Source organism: Limnoglobus sp., assembly GCF_059499385.1.
The window spans coordinates 14,687-35,830 of record NZ_JCABYM010000082.1; the positions used below are offsets into that span (position 1 = coordinate 14,687).

Below are 21,144 nucleotides of genomic sequence, written 5' to 3' on the forward strand. Positions count from 1 at the left end.
CTCCCTTCCCCGAGGCGCGCATGCGATTCGTCATCCCGCTGGTCGTGACGCTGTCCCTCGTTCCCACGACGGGGCGGGCCGACGATTCTAAGGCGTTCGGCGTCGTGGTGTACGGGACGACGCCGGGCGGGATCGCGGCGGCCCTGGCCGCGGCCGACGACGGCGAGAGCGTCCTGCTCGTCGAGCCGACCGGACGGATCGGCGGCCTCGTCACCAACGGCCTCTCGCACACCGACTTCCGCACGTTCGAGGGGCTGACCGGCACGTTCTTGGATTTCACCCGCCGCGTCGAAGCGCATTACGCCCGCACGTATGGCAAGGACTCCGCGCAGGTGCGGGACAGCTTCCGGGGGACGTTCGGCGAGCCGGGGGTGAACCTGGCGACGTTCCGCGCGATGCTCGCCGAGCGGAAGACGATCACCGTCCGCAACCGTACCCGGCTGACCGCGGTAACGATGAACGGTGACACGCGGATCGCGTCCGTCACGTTCGCGAACGCGGACGGGACGAACTGGACGGCGACGGCCGCCGTGTTCATCGACGGCAGCTACGAGGGCGACCTCATGGCGAAGGCCGGCGTGCCGTGGCGGGTCGGCCGCGAGGCGAGGGCGGAGTACGGCGAAAGCCTCGCGCCGGAGAAGGCGGACGGGCAACTCCAGGCGTACAACTTCCGGTTCGTCATGACCCGCGACCCGAAGAACCGGGTTTTGCCCGCCGCCCCGCCCGGCTACCGCCGGGACGACTTCGTTCCGGTGTTGGAATTCCTGGCCGCCGGGAAGGTCGAGAAGGTGTTCGGCTACCCGTCGAAGTGCGTGTTCAAGGCCCAACTGCCGGTGCTGCCGAACGGCAAGTACGACATCAACGACGTGTCGAACGGGCTGATCCGGCTCTCGCTGCCGGGCCGAAACCTGGAATGGCCGGACGGCGACGCGGCCGCGCGGGAGCGGGTCTTCCGCGAGCACCTCCGCGACCAGGCCGGGCTGCTCTACTTCTTACAGACGGACGAGGCTGTCCCGAAAAAGCTCCGCGACGAGGCCCGCGAGTGGGGCTGGTGCAAGGACGAGTTCGCGGACACCGGCCACCTGCCGGCGCAGTTCTACGTCCGCGAGGCCCGGCGGATGGTCGGCGTGTATGTCTTCACGGAGAAGGACTCGGAGCACGCGACGGGCGACGCCCGCGCCCGCCTCCACGCGGACGCGATCGCGGTCGGCGACTACGGCAACAACTGCCACGGCACAACCCACGAAGGCCCACGGTTCGGCGGCAAGCACGCCGGCGAGTTCTACAAGCCGGTCCCGCCGTACCAAATTCCCTACGGTACGATCGTGCCGAAGGGGGTGCGGAATCTGCTCGTGCCGGTGGCGGCCAGCTCGTCGCACGTCGGGTTTTGCGCGCTACGGCTAGAGCCGATCTGGACCTCGCTCGGCCAGGCCGCCGGGCATGCAGCCCACCTCGCGCGGGAGAACGTCCCGGTCCAGGCGGTCGATGTGCCGCGGTTGCAGGCCCGGCTCCACGGGGCGAAGTCGGCAACGGTTTATGTCAGCGACGTGAAGCCGGGGGACGCAGACTTCGCCCTCGTCCAACGGTGGGGCACCGCCGGCGGGTTCCACGGCCTGGCGGCAACCCCGAAGGGCAGCCCGCGGGGGCGGAACATCACCGGCCAGTATTACGAGGCGTTCCCGCACCACGCGGCCGACCTCGCCGCCGTCCTGGACCCGGCCGTCGAGGAGCGATGGCTGCGGCTGGCCGCGACGATGAAACTCGCGGTCGAGAAGTTGCCGAGGGCGGACGGCAAGGTCACGCGGGGCGACTGGCTGCGGGCTGCGTTGAAACCGGCGGACGACCCGAAGAAGTGACTCGCGAAAGGGGCAGAGCGGGATAGGGGAGTCGAACCCCTTTCACAGCCTTGGGAAGGCTGGGCACGGCCGATATACCAATCCCGCAACACTCGAAATCTTAGCAACGCCGGCCGAAGCCGCAAGTCTACTTTTCCATCAGACACGAGCCGCCGGACCGGGGTTCACGCCGTCCCGAACTGGCGGTCCCCGGCGTCGCCCAGGCCGGGGACGATGTACCCGACCTCGTTCAGGTGCGAATCGACCGCCGCCAGGTAAATCGCCACGTCCGGGTGCGCCGCCTGGAGCGCCGCGACGCCCTCCGGGGCGGCGATCAGCCCCACGAACTTCACCCGCGGCGTGCCGGCGAGTTTCAACAGACGAATGGCCTCGATCGCCGACCCGCCGGTCGCGAGCATCGGGTCGAGGACGATCCCCAGCCCCATGTCCGGCTTCGGCGGCAGCTTGTTGTAGTACGTCACCGGCTTCAGCGTAGCGTGGTCGCGGTACAGCCCGATGTGCCACACGGCCGCTTCCGGCAGCGCGTCGAGCATCGCGTTCGCCATCCCCAGCCCGGCCCGGAGGACGGGGACCAAGCCGACCTTCACGTCCAGTTCCTGCCCGACGCACTCGACCAGCGGCGTCGGCACTTTAACATCGCGAAGCGGTACGTCCCGCGTGGCCTCGTAGAAGAGCACCTGTGAAATCTCGTAGACGAGTTCCCGGAAGACCGGCGGCGGCGTGTCCCGGTGGCGGAGCTTCGCGAGCTTGTGGACGAGCAGCGGGTGGGTCGAGACGTGCGGCGGGGTCGGCATGGCGCGTTCTCGCGGTTACGTGATGCCCGGCCGCGACACCGAGCTGCCGCCGAGCGACTTCACGCCCAACAGCCGGGCGTCGAACGCGAGCGGGAGCAGGTCGCCGAGCTTGTAGCAGACCATCTGCTTCTTGTGGTTGAGCAGGTAGACCTCGATGTCGCCGCAGAGTTCCCACAGGAATTGCCGGCACGCGCCGCACGGCGGGGTCAGTTCTTCCGTCTCGGCGAACACGGCCACGCGGGTGAACTTCCGCGACCCGTCGGCGATCGCCTTGCACACCGCCACCCGCTCGGCGCAGATCGTCAGCCCGAAGGACGCGCTCTCGACGTTGCACCCGCCGTAGATCATCCCCTCGGCCGCCTGGACGGCGGCCCCGACCTTGAACCCGGAGTAGGGGGCGTGGGCCTTGTTGCGGGCGGCCGCCGCGGCGACGAACAGGGGGTCCGCGCTCATGGAACCTGCTCCAGGACGAGGGGCACGGGTGGGGAGGACGTGTCGCTGAGAGTGTATGCCGAATTTAACCGCGGTAGTACCGCCGCCAGCCGCGATTCGTCCCGATAGTGGACGGTCAGGACGGCATCGCCGGCGCGGACTTCCTCACCGGGCTTTCGGTCAAGAACGATGCCGACGGCATGATCGATGGAATCCTCCGCACGCGACCGCCCGCCGCCGAGCCGCATGCCCGCGATGCCGATTTCCTCCGCATCCACGTCGGCGACGAACCCGCCACGCGGGGCCTGGACGACGTGCCGCCGCGGAGCCGTCGGAAGGATAGAGTAATCGTCCGCGACACGGGGGTCGCCGCCTTGCTGGGCCACCATCCGGCGGAACAGCTCGACCCCGGCCCCGGAGTCGAGCGCGGCCCGGACCTTTTGTTCGGCCTCGGCCTGGCTCGAAACCACGCCGGACAGTCGGACCATCTTGGCGGCCAGTAGCACGGACAGGTCGGTGAGGTCGGCCGGCCCCCTGCCCTTCAGGGTTTCAATCGACTCGATCACCTCCAGCGTGTTGCCCACGGCCCGCCCGAGCGGGGACTCCATCGCCGTGATGACCGCCTCGCACCTCAGGCCGTTGAGCGTCGCGACGCGGACGATCCCCTGAGCCAGCACCCGCGCGTCCGGGAGCGTTTTCATGAACGCCCCGCGGCCGCACTTCACGTCCATCACGAGGGCCTCGATCCCCTCGGCCAGCTTCTTGCTGAGGATCGACGCGGTAATGAGCGGGACGCATTCGACCGTGCCGGTCACGTCCCGCAGGGCGTAGAGCGTCTTGTCCGCCGGGGCCACGTCGGCGGTCTGTCCGATCATGCCGATGCGAACGGCCCGCACCGCGGCGCGGAACTCGGCCTCGGTCAGGTGGACGTTAAAGCCGGGGATCGATTCGAGCTTGTCGAGCGTGCCGCCGGTGTGCCCAAGGCCGCGGCCGGACATCATCGGGACGTTCACGCCGCACGCCGCGACGAGCGGGGCGAGGACGACTGAGGTCTTGTCGCCGACGCCGCCGGTACTGTGCTTATCGACCTTCGGGCCGGGGATGTGTGACAGGTCGAGCCGCTTGCCGGAGTCGGTCATCGCCCGCGTGAGGGCGGCCGTCTCGTCGGATGTCATGCCGCGCCAGACGATGGCCATCAGGAGTGCGGAGAGCTGGTACTTCTCCCACCCCGTGCCGGTCGCGGCGGCGGTGACGAACGCCGAAATCTCGTCGGCCGACAGCTCGTGGCCGTCGCGCTTCTTGCGAATCACATCGACCGCACGCATGGCGTCCCCCGCGGTGACCGAACGACTTTGTACCGCGAAACCCGAACGGCTACAATTCACCCTCTCAAGAATACCCTGAAAATGAGGCGACTTGTGGTGAACCGGTGGGCCTTCCTGGTCGGGATCGAGAAACCGTTGCACGCCGAGTTGGGCGTCCGGCCCTACGCCGAGGCGGACGTGAAGGCGTGGGCCGACGCCCTCGAAGTTACCGGCGTGCCGCGGAAGAATCAGATTCACCTCGCCGGGGCTTACGCCACGAAGACGGCCATCGAGTCGCGGCTGCGGTGGCTGAAGAAGCAAGTGAAGAAGGACGATACGCTGCTCGTCTTCTGGTCCGGGCCGGGCCATGCCGATGAAGAACCGAGTGTTCTCGATTGTTGGGACACGTTGCCAACGGACCGCAGCCCCACGGGACTGATTCTGACCGATTTGCTCGACACGTTCGCGGCAACGAAGGCCAGCCAGATCATCTACTTCCTGAGCGTGTCCGGGATTCGAGAGAAGGATTTGGAAGAACATTTCGACTGCTCGGCGAAGGCCGCGGCCCTGATCGCGTGCTCGGCGGGCGAGGAACCGCGGACGACTCCGGCGATCAAACTCGGGGTCTGGTCCGAACTCGTCGCCGAGGCGATTTCCGGCCGCGCCCGCAAGGCTGCGACGAACAGGCGGGTCACGGCCCTGTCGCTTCAGCGATACATCGAGGGCGAGCTGCCCCGCCGGCTCCGCAAGCACTTCGAGGGCGGCTTGGGGCAAACGCCCGTCCTCCTCGGCGGGCAGAACACGGCCGCCATGGTCGTCGAGCTACCCGCCGGGACGGAAGCCGATGAATCCGTTCTGGACGCCGCGCGGCTCCGGCGGATCGTGTTCCGGTCGGAGACCACATCGCGGGTCCGCGACCTGATGAACTTCCGGAAGACCTACTCCGTGCCGGACAACGCCGGCCCTGGAAACCGCAAGTTCGTCCAGCGAATCGCGACCGATGACATTCGCGCGGAACTCGACCGCGTATTCCAACAGGCCCGCGACCTGTTCGGGTACAAACGAAAGGACGTGACACTGACCGTCGGCCAGGACGGGACCGGGTCGGTCCGCACGCCGGACTTCGAGTTCACAGTTTACCTGGACCTGGATGTCGATGACCCGTCGCAGGTCGTCCTCCGCCGCGAGGTCGGGCAGTTCGTCGATGCCGACTTCGTGCGGCGGCCCGAGTTTCAGTCCGACTTCGGCGCGTCGTTCGACCAGCTCGTTTTCGAGTTCGCCAAGCCGCTCGACGTGGCCGCGTTCATCGACCGGCTGGAGGACGCCCCGCCGCCCGGCGTGAAGCTGACCATCGGCGGCGACGGCAAGTCGTGCGAGGTCGCCATCGCCGGCTTCGCCGGGAGCGTGGTCGTGAAACGGTCGGCCGTCCTCGTCCGCGGCCGCGGCGGTAACGCGGCGGGGTTACTCGACCTGTTCCTTCAGTTCCTCGGCCGGGTCGGGCCACTCGGCGACCCGCCCGCGCTGCCGGCGGCAACCTGACCGGCTGTTCGCTACAACAGGGAGCAACTTACCTCATCGGGCCGCCACATGATTCGCATCGGCATCGTCGGCATCGGGTTCATGGGCCGCATCCACTACCTCGCCGCCCAGCGACTGACCGGCGCGAGGGTCGTCGCCGTGTGCAGCCGGGATAAGGCGAAACTCGCCGGCGACTGGTCCGCGACGCGGGGGAACTTCGGCCCCGAGCCGGGGAAGGTGGACCTGACCGGCGTGAAGACCTACGAGTCCTACGACGCGATGCTCGCCGACCCGGACATCGATCTCATTGACATCTGCAACCCGACCGATCAGCACCCGGCGTTCGCAATTGCCGCGCTGAAAGCCGGCAAGCATGTCCTGGTCGAGAAGGCGATTGCACTTCAGCCGGAGCAGGCCGACGAGATGCTCGCCGCCGCGAAGAGGGCCGGCAAGCTGCTGATGGTCGCGCACGTACTGCCTTTCTTCCCGGAGTTCCAATTCGCCGCCGACGCGATCCGCGGTGGCAAGTACGGGAAGCTGCTCGGCGCGCACTTCAAGCGGGTGATCTCGAAGCCGGACTGGTCGGCGGACATCGGCGACGCGAGCAAGACCGGCGGCCCGGCGGTGGACCTGCACGTCCACGACACGCACTTCATCGGCCTCGTCTGCGGCGTGCCGGCGGCGGTGTTCTCCACCGGCGTCGTCGATCCGTCCGGGGCGGTGACGTACCTGACGACGAACTACGTCTACGGCCCCGGCGGGCCGAGCGTGACGTGTACGAGCGGGGCGCTGTCGATGGCCGGGCGGCCGTTCGCCCACGGGTACGAGATCTATCTGGAGAAGGCGACACTCATCTACGATTCCGGCGGCCCGGCCTTGACGCTGCTCACGGCCGACGGCAAGAGCGAGCAGCCGAAGCTCGACGGCGGCGGCGACCCGCTGACGGCGTTCGCGACTGAGCTGCAGGTCGCGGTCGAGGCGGCACGCACAGGGAAGGAGCCGGACCTGCTCAGCGGGACGCTGGCGCGGAACGCCCTCGTCCTGTGTTACCGGGAATGTGAATCCGTGAAGTCTGGGCAAATCGTTCGCGTTTGAATCGCCTTCTCTAACTTACCCCGCCGCCCGAACCGGCACAGGGCGCGGGGACGGGCACACTTTGTCGTTTGGCAAGATGGAACGGTTGCCGGGGTTGGACGGGTCGTGTCGATGGTACTCGCGGGTCACCGAGGAACCGCGGTCATGCGACACATCTTGCCAATCTTGCTCACGCTCGCAGCCGGGGCCGGCTGCACGCACTGTTGCCACAAGGCATACGACCTCGCGCTGTCCGCCGAGGATTGCCCGGAACTTCCGGCTTGCCAGCGGGCGAAGGTGTACGCCGTCGTCGTCAACGGGTTCGACCCGCTGCACCTCGGCCGCATCGAAAAGCTCGCCGCGGAACTCAACCGCTCCGGGTTCGCGAAGGTGTACACCGTCGAGTTCCATCACGCCGCGTTCGTCGAGAGCGAGGTGCGGAAGATTCGGTGCGACGAGCCGGACGCGCGGTTCGTGTTCGTCGGCTACAGCCACGGCGCAGGCGTGGCGCAGGGCATGGCGGCGAAGCTGTCGCACGAGGGCGTCGCGGTCGATGCGCTGGTGGAACTGACGCCGGCGTACCTGCCGTGGGCGGAAGGGCACGACCTGTCGCGGGTCGGGCGGCACGTCGTCATCGGCCGCGAGTGGCAGCGGAACGGGTATGCGAACACGGAGACGTTGGCCCTGCCCGGCGTGGGAACGTACTCCGTGGCGACGAACCCGGTGACGATTCAGACCGTCCGCGACATCCTGACGGCGTCCACCGCGAACGTGCCACACGAGGAGGGGCCGTTCTACCCGATGCTGCCGTTGAACGACGACCCCGCCCCGCTGCCCGGCGAAGGGTTAGTGATCTCGAAGTGACCCGACTTCCGAAGTCCGGCATCGACCGACTTCGGAAGTCGGTCCCCCGCAGGGGCATTCGACGGCTCGGCACACGCCCTTCTTCCTTTCGACTTCCGAAGTCGAAGCCGGACTTCGGAAGTCAGGTCGTCACAAGCTCGGGACCGCGTCCTGCGAGACGTGGTCCGTCGGCTTTAGCCGGTCGCGGTCCTGGCGAGCGGCGATCCGGTTGATGAGTTCCAGGTACGCCATGGCGCTCGCCTCCACGATGTCCGTCGAGACGGCCCGCGCCGACACCTTCTTGCCCTGGTACTCGCCCTCCACGAACGCCTCGCCCTGGGCGTCGCTGTTGAACGTCACCGCCCGGACGCGGTAGTCCACGACCTTGATCGAGATGCCGGTGATGCGGTCGATCACGTTGAACACGGCGTCGATCGGGCCGTCGCCGATGGCCGCGTCGCGAAGAATCTTGCCGTCGTTCCGCCAAAGCGCGACGGCCGCGGACGGCAGCGTCCCGGTCCCGGCGTTGCACGTGAACGCCTGGAGCGTCCAGACCTTGTGAACGGTGTCGTGGATCTGCGTCTCGGCCAGCGCCTCGATGTCCGCGTCGTAGATGTCCTTCTTGCGGTCGGCGAGCACCTTGAACGCCTCGAACACCTTGTTCAACTGCTCGTCCGACAGGTGGTAGCCGAGGTCCGTGATCTTCTGCCGCAGGGCGTGGCGGCCGCTGTGTTTGCCGAGGACCAGTTCCGTCCGCGACAGGCCGATGTCCTCCGGCCGCATGATCTCGTAGGTGCTCGCGTTCTTCAGCATCCCGTCCTGGTGGATGCCGGCCTCGTGGGCGAAGGCGTTTTGCCCGACGATGGCCTTGTTCCGCTGCACCTGCATCCCGGTCGCGTGCGACAGCTTCCGGCTCATCGGCAGCAACAACCGCGTGTTGATGCCGGTCGAGAGTTGGTAGAAGTCCTGCCGCGTCCGCATGGCCATGACGACCTCTTCGAGGGCCGTGTTCCCGGCCCGCTCGCCGATGCCGTTGATCGTGCATTCGACCTGCCGCGCGCCCTCCTTCAGAGCCGCGAGGCTGTTCGCGACCGCCAACCCGAGGTCGTTGTGGCAGTGGACGCTCAGCACGCACTTGTCGATGCCGCGGACGGTCTTCTTCAAATGACGGATGATGTCCGCGTAGTGGCTCGGGACCGCGTACCCGACGGTATCCGGGATGTTCAGCGTCGTCGCCCCTGCCTCGACCGCCCGCTCGACGACCTCCGCCAGGAAGTCGAGTTCCGTCCGCGACGCGTCCTCCGGCGAGAACTCGATGTCGTCCACCTGGTCGCGGGCGCGCTTCACTCCCTCTACGGCCCGCGCCAGGATTTCATCGCGGCTCATCCGCAGCTTGAACTCGCGGTGGATGGCGCTCGTCGCCAGGAAGACGTGGATGCGCGGCCGCGGCGACCGCTTCACCGCCTCGGCGGCGCGGTCGATGTCGGCCGGGTTGCACCGGGCGAGGCCCGCGATGATCGGCCCATGGACCTGCCGGGCGATCTCGCAGACGCTCTCGAAGTCCCCCGGCGACGCGATCGGGAACCCGGCCTCGATCACGTCCACGCCGAGGTCCTTGAGGCCGTGGGCGATCTCGAGCTTCTCGTTCAGGTTCATGCTACAGCCGGGGCTTTGCTCCCCGTCCCGCAGCGTGGTGTCGAACACGATCACGCGGTTCGGATCGTTCGGCGTCGTCATCGTCGGCTCCTGGAAAGAAACTCCCGTAAACGCAAAACGGCCCCGGACTTCGATCCGGGGCCGTCAGAATCTCGTGGCTGCGTTCAACTCGGTGAACACGAGAGTTCGACCCCGGCTGGTCGGAGTTCGAGTCGTGCAAGGAGAAGCAAATCGCTGAACATGCGGTTCCTCGTGTGTTGAAAGTCTAGCGGAGTTTCCCGGCTGGTGCAACGCCTTCCGGTGAAGATTCGGCGTAATCCGGTGTCACCGGTCCGTCAGGTAACCGCGGCCGTAGGGGTTGAAATCGCCCGCGCCGAGCTTCTCGATAACCGGGATCAGCCGCTCGATCATCGGCTTCGCCCCGGCGGGGCCGAAGTCGATGCGGACCTCCGCGGTGAGTCGTTCCGGCGTCTTCGTGACGCGGCCGACGAGCGGCGGCATCGGCCCGAAGGCGGCGGTCAGCTCCTTCTCCGTGAACAACGGTTGCTGCTGGGTCGGTCCGAAACCGAGGCCACCGTCGATAACGCTCAACGGGCTGTTTCCGCCGACGCTCGGAAAAAGCACCGGCCAGCGGTCGTACATCGCGAGGCCGAGCGGGACGCCGACGGCGAACGCCGCGTCCGGCCCGGCGGCACGAAGGGCGGACAGGTTCTTGCCTCTCGTCGCGGTGCCGCACGCGGCGACCCACTTGCGGTCGAGGCCGAGGATGAGGGTCGATTCGGCCTGGGCGTAGTGAACCGTGCAGTTCGTCGGGCGGACGGAAAGCACCTTCGTGCCGTTAACGGTTTCTGAAGTTGGTGACGCCGGGGTGTCAGCTCCCGTGGGGGCCGACAACAGATTCGGTAAGACGCGGAGGAGTTCCGTTGCTGCTTGCTCCGATTCGAGGTGAAGGGCGACAAGCGGCAGCGGCTCGACCTTCGCGGGCAACTCCTGCTTCGGCGGGAGTAGGACCGACACGCCTTCGACGGAGGCCAATAAGTTCTCGCGGATCGGCAGCCGCGTCCTTTGCTCGATATCAGCGAGCGTGTCACTCGGCAGCTTCCCGACTTCGCCGTTGGCCTTCGCGAGTGCGTCGGCGAACCGCGTCACCGTTGCCGCCCGCTTCGGGCGCGATGGCAGGCCGAGCGTGACCGCCGTGGCCACGTCCGTCGGCCACGTTCGAGGAGCCATTTCGGCTACGCGGCCGTCGAGCAGATCGACCAGCGGGCTGTCGAACTTCGGGTCGCGACTCGCTTCGACCGTCAACCCGATGCCGTCGGGCCGAAGCGAGAAGTGGCCGAAGACCGTGGGCACGGCGTTCGGGTTCACCGCCAGCCTAAGGAACGCGAGCCGGGCGGGGTCGATCACGTCCTTCTTCGCCTTCTTCGCGGCGTCGGCGGCCTTTACGAATGCGGGGAGTCGGACGAAAAAGTTGACCCCCGGCATCCTCGTCACTTCGCAAAACGTCGCAGCCGCGGCGAGTGAATCCGTTGCGGCCTTCCGGTGGCGGGCGAGAACGTCGGCGACGGCCTCCTTGTTCGAGCCGACCACGAACAGCCCAGGCGCGAAGGCGAACGTCGGTTCGAGCGGCCCCTCGGTCGCCTTCGCGGGTTCCGGCACGATCTGCTTGCCGGTGTTCTGGTCGAACGTCACGACCGGTGCGGCGCGGGACTGGAAGACCGGCACGCCGTCCAGCGTGTCCACCCGGCGGAACGTCGCCTCGTTCGCGAGGTAGGCCCGCACGAGCAGCGCAGCAGCGGATGCGTCGCCGAGCAGGACGACGGCCGCGACCTTCGGCTCGTGGTCCTTCGTAAAGCCGGTCAGCCCGACGGCCGCGCCGTGCAGTTTGCGAAACTCCGCAAGGAACTCCGGGGACGTGATTGTGGTCGTGAGGGACAGACCCGGCTGGCCGTGGAACAGCCGTGGCTCCTTGTTCGAGTCGCGGCGGTCGTGCAGCAGCTTCAAGCCGTCTTCGAGAGAGGTGCCCTTCACCATCGCGGCGAGAGTGTCGGCGACCGTGGCCGGGTCGCGGAGTTCGGCGTAGGCGAGCGTGCCCGCCGGAAACAACGCCGCCGGGTCGTTCGGCCCGGCAGTCGCGCGCGAACAGCATAGAGCAAGGATCAGGACTGACGCGATTCGCGGCACGGGGACACCCTTCGAGAACGGATGCCCCCAGTGTACACCACGCGTACCAGCGGCCGCCTTGCCTCGGACGAACACGGCTACTTTTTCGGCGGTTCGAGCCGGAGGTACGCGAACAAGTCGCAGATTTGCTGGTCGCTGAGCGTGTCGAGCAGCTTGTCCGGCATCATCGACACGGCCGACGGCTTCAGGTCCTCCACGTCGTCGCGGGCCAAGACCGTCTTGCGGTTCTGCGCGTCCAGCACGGTGACGGCCTTCGCCGTCGCGTCCACGACCAGCCCGGTGAGCTTGCGGCCGTCGTGCGTGCTGACCTCGTGCTGGACGTACTCGGTGCGGACGTAGGAACTCGGATCGACGACGTTCGCGACCATGTACGGCGTGTTCTTCCGGTCGGCCGTCGTCAGGTCCGGGCCGATCTTGTTCCCCTCGCCGAAGAGTTGGTGGCACGTCGCGCAGTGCTTCGCGAACAGCTCCTTGCCCGCGGTCGGGTCGCCCTTCCCCTTGTTGAGGATGACGCCGACCCAGGTAATGCGGGCCTGCTTCTCGCCGGGCGTCGCCGGGCCGATCTTGCCGTACAGCTTCTCGACGAGTTCACTCAGCGGCTTGTCGTTGAACTGCAACAGCGGCCGGAGTTCGTTCAGCGGAACCTCGGCGGCGGGCAGCTTCTTCGCCTCGGTAGCTTGCAGGTACTGGAGTGCCGTCGCCGGGCGAGTGAACAGCACGCGGCGGGCCGACGCGCGGTCCGCGACCGGCCATGCCGGGAAGGATCGCAGCAGGAACTCGTCAACGCGGGCGTCGGAGTAGTTCGTCATCGCCGCGATGATCGCCGCCCGCAGCTTCGCGTCCGCCGTCGGAAACTGGCTCACCAACTCCGCGGGTAGTTCCGGCCGCCGCGACTCGGCGAGGATTTGCAACGCCTGAACGCGCCCCGCCGTCGGGCCGCTACCGCGGAACTGGTCGAGTAGGGTCGCGACCGTCTTCGCATCCCCGAACCGCACGGCGAGGCGTTGGAGCTCCGCTTCCTGCGGGTGCTGCTTCAACAACGCTTCGAGTGCGGCCACGAGTTCCTTCGGCGGCTGCTCGAACTTCTTCCCGGTAATCCCGGCGTTGATGCCTTTGATGATAATTTTGCGCCACACTTCTACCCCCGATGCCTGTCGGAGCAGATTCGCGATGGTTTCAAAGCCCTTGGGGAGATGTGTCAGCCGTTGAATGATCCGCTCCAAAAGGTACTTCTCCATCATGGTTCGACACCATAAAAGCGTATCCTTCGGCAAGGATTCTGATTTCGTCATGTGATGTTCGATCGCCCACCACGTCAGCAGCGGAATGTACGGATCATCTGCGTTCAACTCGAAATCGATGAGGTGATTGATAATCGGCCATGCCTTGTCAATCGGCAACCTTTTCGCGGAACACGCCACTTGAGCCAACACTATCGCCGCTTCTTCCTTGTGGACAAACGCAGTCAAATCGATCGGGAAACCACCCTCGACAATTGTTCGCACAGCCCATGCTCGCACATGAGGGTCTTTGTGATCCAACAGACTCTCGAAATTCTCCTTCTTGAGTTGACCGAGTTGGAATTGTGTCCACACGACTTCCAAAAGCGGAATGCTCGAATTGGCCGAAGCCAATTCCAGTTCCTCAAGTAACTTCTGACTCTTGGGGTCATTTCGTTCCACCAGCAACCGCCGAGCTTCGCGCCGCCACCACGCGCTCGGGTGTTTCAACAGCTCGACCAAGTCCTTCGTCTTGTACGTCCGCAGGTCGAACGTGGGGAACTTCGGCGTGCCCTGGTACTCGATCTTGTAGACGCGGCCGTTCGTCTTGTCCCAGTTGTCGATCGGGTCGAGGTGCGCCGCCCGCTTGTCGTACCAGTCGGCCACGTACACCGACCCGTCCGGGCCGAGTTGTAGGTCCACCGGCCGATGCCAGGTGTCGTTCGCGACCAGCAGGTCGCCGCCGTGCTTCGCCGTGAACGTCGAGCCGTTCGGCGACATCTTGTGCCAGTAGATCGCGCTCGACAGCAGGTTGCCGGCGATGTACTGGTCCCGCATCTCCGTCGGGAACGTGTCGCCCTGGTAGACGATGCCGCCGCAGGTGACGTGGCCGCCCTTGAAGTCCTTGTACGGGACGTGCTCGAAGTACCCGTAACTGTGCGGGTTGTGCAGCGGGCCGTGCTTCGAGAACCCCTTGACGTGGTACGCCCCCTGCATCTGGTGCAGCATCGCAAAGCCGCCCCAGTTCGTCCCCGCGATCACCTGGCCGTGCTTGTCGAAGTCGAGGCCGTAGGTGTTCCCGCCGCCCTCGGAGAACAGCTCGAACCGCTTCGACTTCGGGTGGTACCGCCAGATGCCCTGTTGGAACTCGACGACCTCCTCCGGCTTCGCCGGGTTCGGGATTTTGCACGTGCTGGTGCTGCCGGCCGCGCCGTACAGCCAGCCGTCCGGCCCCCACTGGAGGCTGTTCGCCAGCGAGTGCGTGTCGTCCAGGCCGAAGCCCTTGAGCAGCACCTCCGGGTCGCCGTCCGGCACGTCGTCGCCGTCCTTGTCCGGGTAGTACAGCAGGTACGGGGCCTGCACCACGTACACGCCGCCGTTGCCGAGGCAGAACCCGCTCGCGAGGTTCAACCCCGTGAGGAAGTCCTTCGACTTCCGGTAGACGCCGTGGTCGTCCGGGTCGTAGCAGATCGTGATCCGGTCCAGCCCCTTCGGGCCGCGCGGCGGCGGGTCGAGCACCTTGTCCCAGACCGTCCGCAGGTACTGGTCCTGCTTGACCGGCTTCAGCCCGGCCGGGTTCGGGTACTGGAGGTATTGCAGCACCCACATCCGGCCGCGGTCGTCGAAGCTGATGCTCACCGGTTGCCGGATCATCGGCTCGTGGGCGACCACCCGAACTGTGAACCCCGGCGGCAGCTGCATCCGCTTCACCGCCTCCTGGGGCGAGAAGCCTTGTCCGAACGCGGCGGCAGAAGCGATGAGGGCGAGGAACAAGGTCGAAAGGAAGCGCATGAGGAGTGTCCGGGAGGGACGGCGGGATGAACTGAGGATACGGCCGACCGCCCCCGGTGTGCAAGGGGCTGACCGCCCGCCTGCCGGTTTGGCAGGCGACACAGCCACCGCCGCCACCGCCACGGGTGGCCCCCGGTGGCGGAAACGCCACCGGGGTTGACGCGACTGTTATTATGTACAAATGGTCACGACTTCATTTCGCCCGTCCGTCGGCATCGTCGTTGACCCGGACGCGGGGGTTGCTCACAATACACCCCGTGCCACCATCTTCCGAGGGCCGTTCGATGGAATGCGACGAAATCGACTACGAAATTCTCGGCGACGACATCCAGCTCGTCGAAGTCACCCTCGACCCGGACGAGACGGTGATCGCGGAAGCCGGCGTGATGAACTACATGGAGGACGGCATCACGTTCCAGGCGAAGATGGGGGACGGGTCGAAGCCGCAGCAGGGGTTCTTCAGCAAGCTCGGGGCAGTCGGCAAGCGAATGCTGACCGGCGAGTCGCTGTTCATGACGCACTTCACGAACGAGGCCCGCGGCCGCCGGAAGGTCGGGTTCGCGGCCCCGTACCCCGGCCGCATCCTACCGCTCGACCTGTCCGAGTACGACGAGATGATCCTGTGCGAGAAGGGGGCGTTCCTGTGCGCCGCGTTCGGCACGGAGGTCGGCATCGCGTTCCAGAAGAAGCTCGGGGCCGGCCTGTTCGGCGGCGAGGGGTTCATCCTCCAGAAGCTCGAAGGCGACGGCATGGTGTTCCTCCACTCCGGCGGGACGATCATTGAGCGGGAGCTGCGGGACGGCGAGGTGCTGAAGCTCGACACCGGCTGCCTCGTCGCGATGGAGCAGGACGTGGAGTATAACATCGAGCGGGCCGGCAGCCTGAAGTCGATGTTCTTCGGCGGCGAGGGGCTGTTCCTAACGACCGTCGAGGGGCCGGGCAAGGTCTGGATTCAAACGCTGCCGTTCTCCCGGCTGTGCGACCGGATCATCGCGAACGCCCCGTCCGTCGGCGGCGCGTCGAAGGGCGAGGGGTCCATCCTCGGCGGCGTCGGCCGGCTGTTCGGCGGTGATTGATGACCCGAAATAGATAGCCGCCGGCTTGCCGGCGGGGTTTTGCGACGCCCAAAACCCCGCCGGCAAGCCGGCGGCTATCTATACGCCGGCGGCTACATAAAAAGTGCGTCGAACGACCTCCCGCCTCATTCCTCTCTGGTTCTCACCATGTCCTCTCCCGCCCCGCGCGGCCGTTGGCTCGCCCTCGTCGCCGCCCTGCTCGGCTGGATGTTCGACGGCATGGAGATGGGCCTGTTCCCGCTCGTCGCCCGGCCGGCGCTGGCCGAGTTGCTCGGCACGACGGTCGGCGAGGGGCGGGTGGCGACGTGGTACGGCGTCATCATCGCCGGGTTCCTCGTCGGCGCGGCGACCGGCGGCGTCCTGTTCGGCTGGCTCGGCGACAAGATCGGCCGCGTCCGGGCGATGACCGTCAGCGTCCTGCTCTACTCGATTTGCAGCGGGCTGAGCGCCGCGTCCCAGGAGGCGTGGCATCTCGCCGTGTTGCGGTTCGCCGGCGCGCTCGGCATGGGCGGCGAGTGGGCGCTCGGCGTCGCGCTCGTGATGGAGGTCTGGCCGAACGCCTCCCGCGGGTGGCTGGCCGGGTGGATCGGCGCGTTCGGGAACCTCGGGTACACGCTCGTCGGGTCCATCGCGTACAGCCTCATCTTCGTCGGCGCGGAACTTCCCGCCGCGCTCATCAAGCTGGGCATCCCGGAGGCGTGGGCGGCCGCGCTGACGGCGAACGGGAACTGGCGGCTGCTCATGCTCATCGGCGCGTTCCCGGCGCTGTTGACACTCCTCATCCGATTGTTCGTGCCGGAGTCCGAGAAGTGGACCCGTGAGAAGGAGTCCGGGGCCGCGTCGCACTGGTCCGAGCGCGACCTGTTGGGCGTGCTGATCGGGGCCGCCGCGGCGAGCGGGCTGATCGCGCTGTGGGCCGTGCGAGACCTCGACCTCGCGGTCCGCGTCCTGGGCTCGGTCGTCGCGCTCGCCGTCGTGACGTGGGGCTACCTACTGCCGGCGAAGCAGTACCTCACGCGGTCGGGGCTGTCCCCGGAGTTGCGGCGAATGACGTTGAAGAACATGCTCCTGGCCGCCGGACTGAGCGGCGTGCCGCTGCTGGCGACGTGGTCCGGCGTGATGTGGATGTACCAGTGGGTGGACAAGCTGCCCGGCGGCACGGTCCCGGAAGCCCGGCCGCTGATGCAAATCGCGTCGTCGATCGGCGCGGCCATCGGGTGCGTGTTCGGGGCCGTCCTGTGCGAGCGGTTCGGCCGACGGCCGGTGTACGCCGTGCTCTGCGTCCTGTCGCTCGCCACCATCGTCGGGTTCTACCAACTGAACACCGCCTACGGGACGGCCTACGTCCTGTCGGCCGGGGTGATGGGACTGATTACGGCGTCGTTCTACGGGTGGCTGCCGCTGTACCTACCGGAACTGTTCCCGACCGCGATGCGGGCCACCGGGCAGGGGTTCGGGTTCAACTTCGGCCGCATCATCGCCGCCGTCGGGAATCTGCAGATGGCGAACCTACTCGCCGCGTTCGGCAACGACTACGGCCACGCCTGTGCCGTCGTCGCGGGGGTGTACGTCGTGGGGTTGCTGCTGATCGCGGTCGCGCCGGAGACTAAGGGGAAGCCGCTGCCGGCGTGAGGTGCTGAATGGCGAGCGGGGGGCGTAAGCCCCCTGATTCTGGGTGGAACTCCCACACCGGCACGCTTACGCCGTGCCGTTCGCCTGAGTGAAGGCCCTGACTGGGCTGTTACGTGTTGCCCTTCGGGTTGTCCCAGTTCGGGCGGAACTCCTCGCTCTTGCCCCGCTCCTGGTTGTACACCACGGCGAGCATCTGAAGGGCCTGGCACTTCGCCCGGAACGCCGCGAGCCAGTCGCCCGCTTGCCCCTTGGCCGCCGCGTCCTCGTTGAACCGGGCGTGCGCCGCCCAGTCCACGTCCGGGTGCTCCTTGAGCACGTCCTTGAGTTCGTTGTCCTTGTCCGTGAACCGGTCGAAGATGCCCTGCCCCAGCTCGAACGGGTACGTCTTGTAGACCCGCAGCTCCTGCACCGGTTCGGCGGCCTCGGCCGCGTCGTGCTTCGTCTTGTTCAGGTGCAACACCAGGCCGACGATGCCGACGAGGATCAGGATCGCCGCGAGGCCGAACAGCGGCAGCGCGCCGAAGACGCTCTGCATCTGGAGCACGAGCGAGACCAGGGCGAGCAGCGAGCCGAGGCCGAGTAGCGTGTACGGCCACGGGACGATCCGGTTCACCTTCTCGACCATCCGCCCGAACGGGCCGGGGATGACCGGCAACAGGGCGGAACTCTTACCGATGTCCGCGCCGGGGACCTGGACGATGATGCACGTTATGTTGTCCCGCCCGCCGCGGACGTTCGCGAGGTGGACCAGGAACTTCGCCGCGTCCTCCGGCGTCATCGCGGCGACGACGGCCCCGATCTCGTCGGACGGGACCTCGTTGCTCAGCCCGTCGCTGCACAGCAGGAACGTGTCGCCGGGGAGCGTCGGGTGCGGGCCTTCGATGTCCACCTCGACCGTCTCGTCCGGGCCGAGGGAGCGGACGATCACGTTCTTCTTGAAGTCGCCGAGTTGGTCCGGGTCGATCCCCTGCCGCTTGGCGATCTCCCACACCCACGAGTGGTCGAACGTCAGTTGCTCGACCTTGTTCGGCCGGATGCGGTACGCCCGGCTGTCGCCGACGTGCCCGAGCCACGCGCCCTCGGACCGCAGGAACAGGGCCGTGCCGGTCGTACCGAGGCCCTTGAACTCGGGGTTCTTCTGGCCGATCTCGTAGATGTCCGCGTTGGCTTCCGTGAACGCCCGGCGGATGGCGGGGATGACGCCCTCCTGCGAGACGTGCTTGGCGAACGTGAGCGGGATGTCGCGGATGGCCTTGGCGCTGGCCTTCTCGCCGACCGCGTGGCCGCCCATGCCGTCGGCGACGATGAAGATGTGGCCGCGGGCCTGCCACGCCTGCTCGTCGGCGGCGAGTTGCACCTCGCAGGCGTCCTGGTTGTGACTCCGCTTGGCACCGACGTCCGTGAGGCGGGCGTAACGGACTTGGGAAGAGGACACCGTGGCGAACCCTCGGCACATTTATTCCGGCGACACCGTGATTCTACTTGCGGTTTTCGTTTTTTCCCGCCCGAACCGGCGAATCGCTATCTCGAACTTGTCGTCATGCGCGGCCGGGGTTGACCGCCCCGAACATTCCCGGTATTCGCGAAAGTCGGTTCATCTTAGCACCAACTCGGAGGCCGGGCGTGGGGTCAGGGGTGATTCACCGGCGTACCGCGTTTGCCCTGGCCGTCCTCGCGCTCGCCCTCGGCGGCGGGTGCGTCGAGCGGCGGTTCGTCGTCCAGACGAACGCGCCCGGCGCGCAGGTTTACGTCAACAACGTGCCGGTCGGCCCCAGCCCGGCCGACCTGCGGTGGGACTACACCGGCGTGTACGAGTTCCGGGCCGTGGCCCAGGGGTACGAGCCGGTCGTGCGGCGGGTCAACGTCCGGCCGAAGTGGTACGAGTACCCCGGCCTGGATTTCTTTTTCGAGGCGCTGTACCCGTTCCACATCGAGGACGTGCGGCGGGTCGGGTTGGAACTCCAGCCGTCGCAGTTGGTCCGCACGGACGAGCTGCTCGACAGCGCCGACCGGCTGCGGGAGCAAGGGCAAAACCTGCCCGCGCCGAAGTACCCGGACGCCGAGCCGCGGCCCCGCGGCGCGGTCCCGCCGCCCTAGCGGCCGCTCCGTAACGACGCGGCCATGTGAGCCAGCCGCTTCTCCCAGAACAGCTGCACGTCCCACGAGCACGCGGCGTGGACGCCGACGACCATCGGCCGCACGCCCTCGCCGGTTTGCGCGTCCATCTTGATCGCGGAGATCGCGACCAGCTTCGCCGTCTTCGGATCGCTGCCGGTCACCTTGAACCGCATCACGTCGATGCCCTTTATCTCGCCGGAGGTCGGGTTGTCGCCGAGCGGCGGCTCGGTCAGTTGTTGCCACTCCCGCAGGCCGTACAGCTTCTCGTACTGCCCGCGGAGGTACTCGCGCACCGTCGCGACCGCGTCATCGCCCGACGGTTCCAGCAGCAGCACGGCGACCCGCGCCTTCGGCTTGATGTCCCGCTTGACGTTCAGCTTGAACTCGGCGTCGTAGGCCGTGTCCGCCTTCGGGTCCTCGATCTTCGCGTCGGCCAACTTCTTCCACCACCCGTCGCCGTCGGTAAGGCGGTAGTCGGCATCGACGCCCACGAGCGTCTTCGCGCCGTCGGTCGTCGGCTTCCAGTCGTCGCGGAGGTCGAGGAACTTCAGCCGCTGCCGCAGGTCGTCGAGGTCGTCGGTGAGGAGCTTCACCTCGGACTCCGGCGCGGCGGCGAGGAACCAGTAGCCGACGCCCTGATGCCCCATCGCGTAGGCTTCGCCGAGGTACGTCCCCTCGCCGAGCTTCGCCGTCGCGGTGCCGCGGAACGTGACCCGCGTGGCCGGCCGGCCGATCCACGTCGCCCCGTCCTGCTCCTGCACGTCCAGGTCGTCGAAGAGCGGCTTGAGCCGCTCCGTGATGCCCTCGCGCAGCTCGCCGGGCTGCGGGTCGCGGGTCTTGAAGTCGCGGGCCTCGATCGCGACCTTCGCGCTGCCTTGCTTGTGCCGGAGACCGACGAGGTTCGCCCCGAACAGCGCCTTCACGTCGTCGTCCTTCTCCCAGTTCGGGACCGGCAGCCGGTACAGGACGTTGCGCTCCTCGAACCTCAAATCTCCCGTCGGCCCGCCGCTGCCGCCGACGTTCAGCCGGTTGAACACGACGACGCCGACGACCACGGCCGTCGCGATGACGAGCAGCACGCCGAGCAGCGGGAGCAGTTGCGACGGCTCCTGCCGCCGGTGGACGCGGGTTCGCGGCCCGCGGCTTTCTTCCGGCGGCGCGGACGTTTCGGCCGGGGGATTAATCGGAGGGGGCGGCGCGTAGCCGTTGTCGAAAGCTCGGGTTTGCTCGTTCCCGGTGTACGCGGGCGGCTGCACCGGCGGCGCGACCGGGCCGAGCGTGAACCGCATCCCGCACCGTGGGCAGGTCAGGATCGCGCCGGGCGGAACCTGCGTCGGGTCGAACAGGAACGGACAGCTCGGGTTCGGGCACTTCAGGGCGTTTGCCATGAGCAGGTCCGGGAATGACGAACGAATTCAGGGGCAGTATAGGGCAAGCAAGACCGTCACTCTGCTTATTACGTTACGCCGGAAATAACTCGCACAACAGTCCAGGGGGTCGGCGGGATTCGGTGAAACTTTTCCCGATGTGCCTTGAAAAGAGCCGGACGCACGTTGAGGCGGAACGGCAAAAATCGGTTGACTTCATCTCAACCCGTTCTAGATATCCTTTGAAATTTCGGAATTCAGCCCCGATCAAAGGCCGTG

At 67.1% G+C, this 21,144-nt stretch carries 15 protein-coding genes and 1 tRNA gene; 7 read left to right on the forward strand and 9 right to left on the reverse strand.

The annotated features are described in order from the left end of the window. The first annotated feature begins 20 nt into the window (after positions 1 to 20). Positions 21 to 1,856 (forward strand): FAD-dependent oxidoreductase, encoded by a 1,836-nt coding sequence (locus AC5JJ2_RS15640; protein WP_495858942.1) that lies wholly within the window; start codon positions 21 to 23, stop codon positions 1,854 to 1,856. 16 nt (positions 1,857 to 1,872) lie between these two features. Here AC5JJ2_RS15640 and AC5JJ2_RS15645 read toward each other — a convergent pair. From AC5JJ2_RS15645 to AC5JJ2_RS15660, 4 genes are all read right to left on the reverse strand, one after another. Then, positions 1,873 to 1,943: transfer RNA gene (locus AC5JJ2_RS15645), tRNA-Gly, on the reverse strand. Between the two features lie 77 nt (positions 1,944 to 2,020). Beyond that, positions 2,021 to 2,650, reverse strand: coding sequence for a uracil phosphoribosyltransferase (upp, locus tag AC5JJ2_RS15650; RefSeq protein ID WP_495858943.1), 630 nt, complete (start codon positions 2,648 to 2,650; stop codon positions 2,021 to 2,023). Between the two features lie 15 nt (positions 2,651 to 2,665). Next, positions 2,666 to 3,103, reverse strand: coding sequence for a cytidine deaminase (cdd, locus tag AC5JJ2_RS15655; RefSeq protein ID WP_495858944.1), 438 nt, complete (start codon positions 3,101 to 3,103; stop codon positions 2,666 to 2,668). Further along, positions 3,100 to 4,407, reverse strand: coding sequence for a thymidine phosphorylase (locus AC5JJ2_RS15660; RefSeq protein WP_495858945.1), 1,308 nt, complete (start codon positions 4,405 to 4,407; stop codon positions 3,100 to 3,102). Before AC5JJ2_RS15660 ends, cdd begins: the two co-directional genes overlap by 4 nt. Before the next feature lie 81 nt (positions 4,408 to 4,488). Between AC5JJ2_RS15660 and AC5JJ2_RS15665 the strand changes: the two genes are divergently transcribed. The 3 genes from AC5JJ2_RS15665 to AC5JJ2_RS15675 all read left to right on the forward strand — a co-directional run bounded on the left by AC5JJ2_RS15665 (position 4,489) and on the right by AC5JJ2_RS15675 (position 7,842). Continuing rightward, complete coding sequence (locus AC5JJ2_RS15665; RefSeq protein ID WP_495858946.1) at positions 4,489 to 5,925, forward strand: hypothetical protein; 1,437 nt, start codon at positions 4,489 to 4,491, stop codon at positions 5,923 to 5,925. A 48-nt stretch (positions 5,926 to 5,973) separates the two neighbouring features. Then, entirely contained in the window at positions 5,974 to 6,999 is a 1,026-nt protein-coding gene (locus AC5JJ2_RS15670) for a Gfo/Idh/MocA family protein (RefSeq protein ID WP_495858947.1), read from the forward strand. A gap of 144 nt (positions 7,000 to 7,143) precedes the next feature. Next, complete coding sequence (locus AC5JJ2_RS15675) at positions 7,144 to 7,842, forward strand: hypothetical protein (RefSeq protein ID WP_495858948.1); 699 nt, start codon at positions 7,144 to 7,146, stop codon at positions 7,840 to 7,842. A gap of 129 nt (positions 7,843 to 7,971) precedes the next feature. On the opposite strand, the gene AC5JJ2_RS15680 is transcribed toward AC5JJ2_RS15675, so the two are convergent. From AC5JJ2_RS15680 to AC5JJ2_RS15690, 3 genes are all read right to left on the reverse strand, one after another. After that, positions 7,972 to 9,558 carry a 2-isopropylmalate synthase gene (locus tag AC5JJ2_RS15680; protein WP_495858949.1) on the reverse strand — a complete coding sequence of 529 codons (1,587 nt, stop codon included), beginning with the start codon at positions 9,556 to 9,558 and terminating at the stop codon, positions 7,972 to 7,974. Positions 9,559 to 9,801: 243 nt separating this feature from the next. Beyond that, positions 9,802 to 11,583, reverse strand: a complete 1,782-nt coding sequence (locus AC5JJ2_RS15685; RefSeq protein ID WP_495858950.1) for a hypothetical protein — start codon at positions 11,581 to 11,583, stop codon at positions 9,802 to 9,804. Between the two features lie 155 nt (positions 11,584 to 11,738). Continuing rightward, positions 11,739 to 14,672 carry a PVC-type heme-binding CxxCH protein gene (locus AC5JJ2_RS15690; protein ID WP_495858951.1) on the reverse strand — a complete coding sequence of 978 codons (2,934 nt, stop codon included), beginning with the start codon at positions 14,670 to 14,672 and terminating at the stop codon, positions 11,739 to 11,741. A 284-nt stretch (positions 14,673 to 14,956) separates the two neighbouring features. On the opposite strand from AC5JJ2_RS15690, the gene AC5JJ2_RS15695 reads away from it, so the two are divergent. Together AC5JJ2_RS15695 and AC5JJ2_RS15700 are read left to right on the forward strand one after the other, a co-directional pair. Beyond that, the gene (locus AC5JJ2_RS15695; RefSeq protein ID WP_495858952.1) at positions 14,957 to 15,748 is read left to right on the forward strand and encodes a TIGR00266 family protein; all 792 of its coding nucleotides are present in this window, start codon (positions 14,957 to 14,959) and stop codon (positions 15,746 to 15,748) included. 147 nt (positions 15,749 to 15,895) lie between these two features. Then, positions 15,896 to 17,380: an MFS transporter gene (locus AC5JJ2_RS15700; RefSeq protein ID WP_495858953.1), complete on the forward strand. Its 1,485-nt coding sequence runs from the start codon at positions 15,896 to 15,898 to the stop codon at positions 17,378 to 17,380. Between the two features lie 109 nt (positions 17,381 to 17,489). On the opposite strand, the gene AC5JJ2_RS15705 is transcribed toward AC5JJ2_RS15700, so the two are convergent. After that, on the reverse strand, positions 17,490 to 18,815 hold the full coding sequence (locus AC5JJ2_RS15705) for a PP2C family protein-serine/threonine phosphatase (RefSeq protein WP_495858954.1): 1,326 nt from the start codon (positions 18,813 to 18,815) through the stop codon (positions 17,490 to 17,492). Positions 18,816 to 19,015: 200 nt separating this feature from the next. Here AC5JJ2_RS15705 and AC5JJ2_RS15710 point away from each other — a divergent pair, with 200 nt between their 5' ends. After that, positions 19,016 to 19,477: a PEGA domain-containing protein gene (locus AC5JJ2_RS15710; protein ID WP_495858955.1), complete on the forward strand. Its 462-nt coding sequence runs from the start codon at positions 19,016 to 19,018 to the stop codon at positions 19,475 to 19,477. On the opposite strand, the gene AC5JJ2_RS15715 is transcribed toward AC5JJ2_RS15710, so the two are convergent. Then, a complete protein-coding gene (locus tag AC5JJ2_RS15715; RefSeq protein WP_495858956.1) occupies positions 19,474 to 20,886 on the reverse strand; it encodes a BRcat domain-containing protein in 1,413 nt (470 codons plus the stop codon). The genes AC5JJ2_RS15710 and AC5JJ2_RS15715 overlap by 4 nt on opposite strands. Positions 20,887 to 21,144: the final 258 nt, after the last annotated feature.

Excerpts from the sequence above, each read along its gene's own strand:
- AC5JJ2_RS15680 (WP_495858949.1), bottom strand. The coding sequence starts at position 9,558 with ATGACGACGCCGAACGATCCGAACCGCGTGATCGTGTTCGACACCACG.
- AC5JJ2_RS15665 (WP_495858946.1), top strand. The coding sequence starts at position 4,489 with ATGAGGCGACTTGTGGTGAACCGGTGGGCCTTCCTGGTCGGGATCGAG.
- AC5JJ2_RS15670 (WP_495858947.1), top strand. The coding sequence starts at position 5,974 with ATGATTCGCATCGGCATCGTCGGCATCGGGTTCATGGGCCGCATCCAC.
- AC5JJ2_RS15700 (WP_495858953.1), top strand. The coding sequence starts at position 15,896 with ATGTCCTCTCCCGCCCCGCGCGGCCGTTGGCTCGCCCTCGTCGCCGCC.
- cdd (WP_495858944.1), bottom strand. The coding sequence starts at position 3,103 with ATGAGCGCGGACCCCCTGTTCGTCGCCGCGGCGGCCGCCCGCAACAAG.
- upp (WP_495858943.1), bottom strand. The coding sequence starts at position 2,650 with ATGCCGACCCCGCCGCACGTCTCGACCCACCCGCTGCTCGTCCACAAG.
- AC5JJ2_RS15690 (WP_495858951.1), bottom strand. The coding sequence starts at position 14,672 with ATGCGCTTCCTTTCGACCTTGTTCCTCGCCCTCATCGCTTCTGCCGCC.
- AC5JJ2_RS15660 (WP_495858945.1), bottom strand. The coding sequence starts at position 4,407 with ATGCGTGCGGTCGATGTGATTCGCAAGAAGCGCGACGGCCACGAGCTG.
- AC5JJ2_RS15715 (WP_495858956.1), bottom strand. The coding sequence starts at position 20,886 with ATGGCAAACGCCCTGAAGTGCCCGAACCCGAGCTGTCCGTTCCTGTTC.
- AC5JJ2_RS15675 (WP_495858948.1), top strand. The coding sequence starts at position 7,144 with ATGCGACACATCTTGCCAATCTTGCTCACGCTCGCAGCCGGGGCCGGC.
- AC5JJ2_RS15695 (WP_495858952.1), top strand. The coding sequence starts at position 14,957 with ATGGAATGCGACGAAATCGACTACGAAATTCTCGGCGACGACATCCAG.
- AC5JJ2_RS15640 (WP_495858942.1), top strand. The coding sequence starts at position 21 with ATGCGATTCGTCATCCCGCTGGTCGTGACGCTGTCCCTCGTTCCCACG.